The sequence below is a fragment of the Nocardia amamiensis NBRC 102102 genome, assembly GCF_001612745.1.
Taxonomy (GTDB): domain Bacteria; phylum Actinomycetota; class Actinomycetes; order Mycobacteriales; family Mycobacteriaceae; genus Nocardia; species Nocardia amamiensis.
In genome coordinates, this window is the sequence record NZ_BDBA01000038.1 from 22,545 (window position 1) to 28,580 (window position 6,036).

General features: G+C 66.1%; 5 protein-coding genes. 3 read left to right on the plus strand and 2 right to left on the minus strand.

What is annotated here, in order from left to right:
* Nucleotides 1-313: 313 nt before the first annotated feature.
* Entirely contained in the window at nt 314-1,540 is a 1,227-nt protein-coding gene (locus NA4_RS10315) for a mannosyltransferase (protein ID WP_067467686.1), read from the plus strand.
* Here the strand turns inward: NA4_RS10315 and NA4_RS10320 are convergent.
* A complete protein-coding gene (locus NA4_RS10320) occupies nt 1,479-1,778 on the minus strand; it encodes a 4a-hydroxytetrahydrobiopterin dehydratase (protein ID WP_067467689.1) in 300 nt (99 codons plus the stop codon). The two genes, NA4_RS10315 and NA4_RS10320, sit on opposite strands and share 62 nt — an antisense overlap.
* Before the next feature lie 50 nt (nt 1,779-1,828).
* A complete protein-coding gene (locus tag NA4_RS41335; protein ID WP_169811008.1) occupies nt 1,829-2,005 on the minus strand; it encodes a hypothetical protein in 177 nt (58 codons plus the stop codon).
* Nucleotides 2,006-2,160: 155 nt separating this feature from the next.
* Here NA4_RS41335 and typA point away from each other — a divergent pair, with 155 nt between their 5' ends.
* Entirely contained in the window at nt 2,161-4,059 is a 1,899-nt protein-coding gene (gene typA, locus NA4_RS10330) for a translational GTPase TypA (RefSeq protein ID WP_067467695.1), read from the plus strand.
* A gap of 952 nt (nt 4,060-5,011) precedes the next feature.
* The coding region (locus NA4_RS10335; RefSeq protein ID WP_169811010.1) for an ABC transporter family substrate-binding protein at nt 5,012-6,036 on the plus strand (1,025 nt) is incomplete at its 3' end.

Here is a 6,036-nt window from a genome sequence, read left to right on the forward strand (position 1 = left end):
GTCCTTATCTCGGGTACAACTCGGTCCGATTGCTAAAAGCCATCGTTTCGGGGGTCACTCTAGGGACATTGCGGCTATGTGTACAGCCACAGGGTCCGAATGGCGCCGTGGACGATCAGTGTTAGCAGACGGTAGCGCACCATTGGTGTTACTGGTGTGAAATTTGATGCAAATGTTACCGGTGGTTCAGGGGTGGCACCGATCGGATTCGCGCTGCGGTTAATCTAATCCGTGCCGTCCGCACTGTCGCCGGAACACTCCGGAATCCGGGCGTGCCGGACCGACACACCGCACCCGAGCCGAAAGCAGCGATTTGAATCGTCACCTCCGATGGGCTGTGTCGGTGCTCGGTCTGTCCGTGCTGGCCCGGTTGCTCTGGATGCTGCTGTCGCCGAACGGGATGAACCTGGTCGATCTGCACGTCTACGTCGGCGGATCGGCCGCGCTGCTGACCGATCAGCTCTACGACTTCACCTACGCGGAGAAGACACCGGACTTCCCGCTGCCGTTCACCTATCCGCCGTTCGCGGCACTGGTGTTCTTCCCGCTGCACTACCTGCCGTTCACCGTCGTCGCGGTGGCCTGGCTGCTGGCCATCGCCGCCGCGCTGTATGCGGTGGTGCACATCAGTTTCGAGCTCATGTTCGGTGCGCAGACTCTGCGCGAGCCGCGGTGGCGGGTGGCGACGGTGGGCTGGACCGCGCTGGGGCTGTGGCTGGAGCCGGTGCGAACCACGATGGACTACGGCCAGGTCAACGTGTTCCTGGTGCTCGGCGCGATGCTCGCGGTGCGCAGTTCGCGATGGTGGGTCTCCGGCGGGCTGGTCGGCATCGTCGCTGGCATCAAGCTGACACCCGCGATCACCGGTCTGTATTTCGCGGCGCGGCGGCAGTGGGCGACCGTCGCGTGGTCGGCGCTCGTCTTCGGCGCGACGGTGGGCGTGAGCTTCTTGATCGCGCCGATCGAAGCGCGGCAGTACTTCGGCACCTTGCTCGGAGACGCCGATCGGATCGGGCCGGTGGGCTCGGTGTGGAACCAGTCGCTGCGCGGCGCGCTGAGCCGAATCCTCGGTCACGACGTGGAATCCGGGCCGTGGTGGATCGCGGCTGTGCTGCTGATCGCGGTGCTGGGATTGCTGGCCTGGCGGGCCTTGGAGCCGGACGACCGGCTCGGCACGTTGATCGTGGTGCAGCTGTTCGGGCTGATGATCTCGCCCATCTCGTGGTCGCATCACTGGGTGTGGCTGCTGCCGACGGTGCTGTGGCTGGTCTACGGGCCGCTGCGCGCGGTGGCCGGGGCGCGCGTCATCGCGGGCTTCTGGGTGGCGACCATGCTCGTCGGCGTGCCGTGGGTGCTGTCCTTCTTCCAGGATTCGATCTGGACCATCTCGCGTCCGGGTGTGCTGGCCTGGCTCGGCGCCGTCGACGTGCTCGGCGTCGTGGTGTTCTATCTCTGGGTGATCCGCTCCAGGCGCAGGCTTACCCAGCCCGCGCTACCAGACGATCGATCTCGTGCGCCAGCGCGACGTCCAGCGCGGTGAGCCCGCCCGCGGAGTGGGTGGACAGTGTGAAAGTGACTTTGCGCCACCGGATGTCGATATCCGGATGATGGTTGGCGGTCTCGGCGACCTCGGCGACTTCGCGCACGAGTTCGATGCCCGCGGGAAACGTGGGCGCTTTGACGGTGCGGACCAGGCTGTCCCCTGATCGAGCCCACTCGGGCAGCTCGGTGAGGGCCTCGGCGATTTCGATATCGGAGAGCAGTGTCTGCTGTGCCATAGCTTCCTTACTCCTCGCATCGGGCCGCCCCGGAAGGGTCGCGGCGCTGATCAGGCTGCGCGCGCCTGCTTGAGTGCCTTCTTCAGATCCTTGCCACAGATCCCGGCGGCTTCGCACTTCTTCATCCGCATGATGACAACGGGGCACTTCAAGCAGCGCGTCTTCTTCCGACAGCACTTCTTCTTCGGTTTCAGACTCGAAACCTTCTTCGCTTTGACCTTGCCCACGGCGGTTAGCATACCCTTAGTACAAAGCCTGAAACGTTGCGGGAACCGGACTGCCGGTAGGGTGTACCTGGCCGCGATGCCCGGTGAGTTTCGATTCTCCACCTGTTTGCAGGGGTCGGCCGAGCACCAACACCTAACAGCAGGAGGATTCAGGCGTGTCGTCTGCACGCGATTTTCGCAACGTCGCCATCGTGGCCCACGTCGACCACGGCAAGACGACGCTGGTCGACGCCATGCTGCGCCAGTCCGGTGCCTTCGCCGAGCGGGCCGAACCCGTCGATCGCGTGATGGACTCCGGCGACCTGGAGCGCGAGAAGGGCATCACCATTCTCGCCAAGAACACCGCGGTGCACCGGCACCACCCGGACGGTTCGGTCACCGTGATCAATGTCATCGACACGCCCGGTCACGCCGACTTCGGCGGTGAGGTGGAGCGCGGCCTGTCCATGGTGGACGGTGTGGTGCTGCTGGTCGACGCGTCCGAGGGACCGCTGCCACAGACCCGCTTCGTGCTGCGCAAGGCACTTGCCGCGTCGTTGCCGGTGATCCTGGTCGTGAACAAGACCGACCGTCCCGACGCCCGCATCGAGGAGGTCGTCGAGGAGAGCCACGACCTGCTCCTCGATCTGGCCTCCGATCTGGACGACGCCGCCGCCGAGGCCGCCGAGCTCGCGCTCGACCTGCCGGTGCTGTACGCCTCCGGCCGGGAGGGCAAGGCATCGAAGGAGCGTCCGGAGAACGGGAACGCGCCGGACGCGGAGAACCTGGACGCGCTGTTCGACGTGCTGATGGAGTGCATCCCCGCGCCCAAGGGCGATCCGACCGCACCGTTGCAGGCGCATGTCACCAACCTGGACGCTTCGGCGTTCCTCGGCCGTCTCGCGCTGGTCCGGGTCCACAACGGCGAGCTGCGCAAGGGGCAGAGCGTTTCGTGGATGCACGCAGACGGCGTCAAGCAGGTGAAGATCACCGAGCTGTTGCAGACGGTCGGCGTGGAGCGCCAGCCCGGCGAGGTCGCGGTGGCAGGCGACATCGTCGCCATCGCGGGCATCCCGGACATCATGATCGGTGACACCCTCGCCGACCTCGACGAGCCGGTCGCGCTGCCACGCATCACCGTCGACGAGCCCGCCATCTCGGTCACCATCGGTACCAACACCTCGCCGCTGGTCGGCCGGGTGCAGGGACACAAGCTGACCGCCCGCATGGTGAAGTCGCGGCTGGACCAGGAGCTGGTCGGCAACGTGTCGCTGCGTGTGCTGGACATCGGCCGCCCGGATGCCTGGGAGGTGCAGGGCCGCGGCGAGCTGGCGCTGGCCATCCTGGTGGAGACCATGCGCCGGGAGGGCTTCGAGCTGACCGTCGGCAAGCCGCAGGTGGTCACCAAGCAGGTCGACGGCAAGGTGCACGAGCCGTACGAAGAGCTGACCATCGACTGCCCCGAGGAGTACCTCGGTGCGATCACCCAGTTGCTTGCCGCGCGCAAGGGCAAGATGGTGCAGATGAACAACCACGCCGCGGGCTGGGTGCGGATGGAGTTCATCGTCCCCTCGCGCGGCCTGATCGGATTCCGCACCGACTTCCTCACCGAGACCCGCGGCACCGGCATCGCGAATGCGGTGTCGCATGGCTACGCGCCGTGGGCGGGGGAGATCCGGGCCAGGCACACCGGCTCGCTGGTGTCCGACCGGTCGGGCACCGTGACGCCGTTCGCCATGATCCAGCTGGCCGACCGCGGCCAGTTCTTCGTCGAGCCCGGCGCGGACACCTACGAGGGCCATGTCGTCGGCATCAACCCGCGGGCGGAGGATCTCGACATCAATGTCACCCGCGAGAAGAAGCTGACCAATATGCGAAGCTCCACCGCCGACGTGATCGAGACCCTGGCCAAGCCATTGCAGCTGGATTTGGAAGGTGCGATGGAGTTCTGCGCCGCCGACGAGTGCGTGGAGGTCACACCGGAGGTGGTCCGGGTGCGCAAGGTGATCCTCGGGCAGAACGAGCGTGCGCGGGAGCTGTCCCGGCGCAAGGCGCGCGACCGCGCGGCGCTGTAATCATTTGCTGTGGAAGCGAATCCGGCGTCACGGGTGGCGCCGGATTCGCAGCGGGCGGGTGCCGGAGTCGCTGCGGCCGACCGGTGGCGTCCTCGTGGTCGGTCGCGCAAGCTGTACCATCGAATCGTCGCGCGGTAGCTCTGCGCGCCAATTCATCGTGACTTTCCTGGGAATTTACTGTCGAGGGCGATTCCGCGACGGCTGGATTGCTTCGTTTCAAGTTTGTGCAGGTTGGGTAATCCCTCTGGTTGGGGATTGGGCAACCTCGGTGTCCACGTAATTCTCGCTTGCTTCCGGGTCTCGCACGGTTTCGTGGAACTCCGAGCCTTCCGAATAATTGATTTCGACCGTGCGGCCGCTTTCTTGGTTGCGCGGCACGGCTGTAATTTGCCGCTGAATCAGTTTTGCCGTACGACACTGGGCGCGGCCCTGCCGGTTTTGTGCGCCGTATATCGGCCGCCCTGCCGTGCTCGTGCATGCGATTGCGTGGGCCAGTCGGTGTGATGGCGCGCTCCGGCTCGAAAACCGTTGGTGTGCAAGGTCTGTAGCGGCGAGGGTTGCGGCGGTGTCGGTCCTGGGGCCGCGCATGAGCGCGGAAGTTCCTTCCCGCGCCGTGTCGAAGCGAATGTTCACTTTGCGTGCTCCGCCATCGGTCGGCGGATTGTCCGTGCTATCGCCGTGTATATGGATTGCGCTCGTCACTTGCGAGACTGCGAATGGTGGTTGTGCGGGATGCTCCGATTATTTGCCGACTGTCAACCGGGTTGGTGTGGCACGGCGTTGCGGACCCGGCGGTGCGCTTGTGCTTTCATCCGCGGCGATATCGGATCGGTATCCCCGATCACTCTCGCGACTCCAGGAATCTGCGATCGGACCGGACTCTACGGTAGAGTTCCCGAGCGTGAAAGTGGGCGCAGGAAAACGCGCAGCGTGGCGCACGTTGTTGCCGACCATGGCAGTGCTGACGCTGATCGGCAGCTGCGCGGCCAACCCGCCGCCGCCCATCGAAAGCACCGACAGCCCGAAGACCACGCCGGTCAAGCCCGCGGAGACCACCGTCGTCGTCGCCTTGGACACCATCGGCACGGCCTTCAATCCGCATCTGCGCTCCGACCAGTCCGCCGCCACCTCGGCCATCGCCTCGCTGGTGCTGCCGAGCCCGTTCCGGCCGGTGCCGAGCCCGACCACGCCGGGGGCGACGGCGTGGGTGCCGGACTCGTCGCTGCTGGTCTCCGCCGAAGTGACCGCGCAGGAACCGTTCACGATCACCTACAAGTTGCGCAACGAAGCGTCCTGGTCGGATGGCGCACCCATCGCGGCGGAGGACTTCCGCTACCTGTGGCAGGAGATGATCTCCGAACCCGGCGTCGTCGATCCGGCCGGATACCGGTTGATCTCGGATGTGAACTCGTCGGCGGGTGGCAAGACAGTCACCGTCGTGATGTCGCAGCCCTATCCCGGCTGGCGTGAACTGTTCACGGATCTGCTGCCGTCGCATCTGCTGAAGGACGCTCCCGGCGGATTCGCCAGGGGGATGAACGGCCAGGTCAACGGCGTCCGGGTGTCCGGAGGCCCGTTCGGGATCCGCTCGGCGGACCCCGGACGCGACGAGATGCTGTTGGAACGCAACGACCGCTTCTGGGGTACCCCGGCCATGCCCGGCCAGATCCTGCTTCGCCGCGGCGGCACGCCCGCGCAGCTGGCCGGCTCACTGCGCACCGGCGACGTGCAGATGGCGCTGGTCCACGGCGGTGTGGCGACCCAGGCGCAACTGGGCGCGATTCCGTCGGTCCGGACCGCGATCATGCCGCAGTCACGTGTGCTGCAACTGGTGCTCAACGGGCGCACAGGGGAGTTGAGCGATCCGCGGGTCCGCTCGGGCGTGCTCGCGCTGCTCGACCCCAACCTGTTGGCGACAGTCGGCGCGCAGACCGGTAATTGGGTGGAACCCGCTCGTGCGCAAGTGCTCGCGCCGTC